The organism is Aminicella lysinilytica, from assembly GCF_004362975.1.
GTDB classification, from domain to species: Bacteria; Bacillota; Clostridia; order Peptostreptococcales; family Anaerovoracaceae; genus Aminicella; species Aminicella lysinilytica.
In genome coordinates, this window is the sequence record NZ_SNXO01000078.1 from 1 (window position 1) to 1,846 (window position 1,846).

At 42.8% G+C, this 1,846-nt stretch carries 1 protein-coding gene; it reads right to left on the reverse strand.

The genetic code is table 11. The features are described 5' to 3' along the window. Positions 1 to 69 precede the first annotated feature (69 nt). On the reverse strand, positions 70 to 1,716 hold the full coding sequence (locus EV211_RS10530; protein WP_133529391.1) for an IS1182 family transposase: 1,647 nt from the start codon (positions 1,714 to 1,716) through the stop codon (positions 70 to 72). Between the last annotated feature and the right edge of the window lie 130 nt (positions 1,717 to 1,846).

Sequence of the window (1,846 nt, forward strand, 5' to 3'; positions counted from 1 at the left end):
ATTTCAGTAACGCAAAACAGAGACGCATGGTGATATGCCTCCGTTATTCGGCTATTTTTTGTTTCAAAATCATGCGGCTTTTACAGGGTCAGTCTTGAGTTCATACAGATGCTCATCCAGCTTGTCGTTCTGTATCCTGCTATGTAGCCAGCCAAGATTATGTGCCATTGCAAAGAGGACACTTTCGGCGTATACGTTTGCTTTGCCCCTGCATAGGAACCTTGTGAATGAACTGTCGGCTTTTATGTCTCCGAATGAACCTTCCACCTGTATGCTCCTGTTCATACGAAGCTTTTTGCCTTCTTCGCTGTCGATCCGTTCATATTCCTTCTTGCGCAGTTCTTCAAATCGTTTCGATACCGTGAGATTCTTGAATCTCTCTTCTACAGGTTTCTTCCAGTTTTTCCCCGGCATGCATTTTCCCCTGTATGGGCATCCGTCGCATTCGCTGCAATGGTAATGAGTTTCTTTTCTGATATATCCCGATGCCGTTCTTCTGTCTTTTTCATACAGCTTTTCGATATGTTTGCCATTGTGGCATATGTAATAGTCACCTTCGACATCGTATTCCATATTGTCTTTATGACCGATTTCTGCAGCTCGTTTTTTTGTGCCCTTCTGTTCATAATCCGATGGCTTGATGAATGCCTCTTTTCCTTCATCTTCGAGATATTTCAGGTTCTCTTCGCTTTCGTATCCCGCATCTGCCACGATCCTCCTGAACCGAAGTGAAAGTCTATCTTCCATCTGTCTGATAAACGGCTTTAGAGTCAGCATATCCCCCGGGTTTGGGAATATGCCTGTCATCACTATGTATCCGGAGTTTACTGCATGCTGCAGATTGTAGGCCGGCTTCAGTTGTCCGTTCATCATATGATCGTCCTTGAGGTGCATGAATGTGGCATCGTTGTCCGTCTTGGAATAGCTGTTGCGATTTCCGCATTTATGCAGTTTCGTTTCGTATTCTATGATTTTGTTCAGGCTCTCATCAAGGTCTTCTATGTCCCTCTGTAGCTGACTTTTCCGGTGCCCCTGTCCGTATACGAACTCCAGGTTTTCTTTATCTGCCTTCAGCAAAAGATCCTTCTTCAGTTTCTTCACATGTCTTTTTTTGACTTCTTTGTGCCAGAGCGGAGGCAGAGAATATCGGCTGATTATGTTGCCGACGAGAAGGGCGGTCTTCTGAAGGAATCTTGCCTGATGCTTAGTTGTAGATTTTTTCCATACGAATGTGTATCGATTTGCCGATGCTTCTATTTTAGTCCCATCAATAAATACCTCTGTGTCCGTTATTTGTCCCAGATCGTGCAGGATCTCAGTCATTTGCGCAATCAGTTTATCTGCACATAACGCAAAATGACGAGTTCTGAATCTGGCAATAGTTGCATGGTCCGGAGCCTTCTTCCCCTCGAGAAGATACATGTAGTTTATGTCGCGTAGACAGTTCTTCTCGATCACCCTTGATGCTATACTGTTGTTTCCTTCGTGATAGGCATATAACATTATCTTTGTCATGATTTCGGGAGACGCATGATTCTCTGCTGGCATCCTTTCATAGGTGTCATAGAGTTCAGTCAGATCCATTTCCTCCACGAACTGACTGATCAGTCTCACGCAATCATTATCAGGGATAACGCAATCGATATTCATTGGTATTCTTAATTGATAATTTCTCTGATTAAGTGTATAATTGCACTGTAAGATGTTGTTTTTCATATATACATTTTACCATAAAAGCCTGCGTTTCCAATGTTACACAGGCTTTTATTTTGCTTTTTGTTTGTTTTTTGTATACAAAAGGGGCCTCGTCATTAACGAATCTCTTATTCGTTAATGCGACAGCCCC

Excerpts from the sequence above, each read along its gene's own strand:
- EV211_RS10530 (WP_133529391.1), bottom strand. The coding sequence starts at position 1,716 with ATGAAAAACAACATCTTACAGTGCAATTATACACTTAATCAGAGAAAT.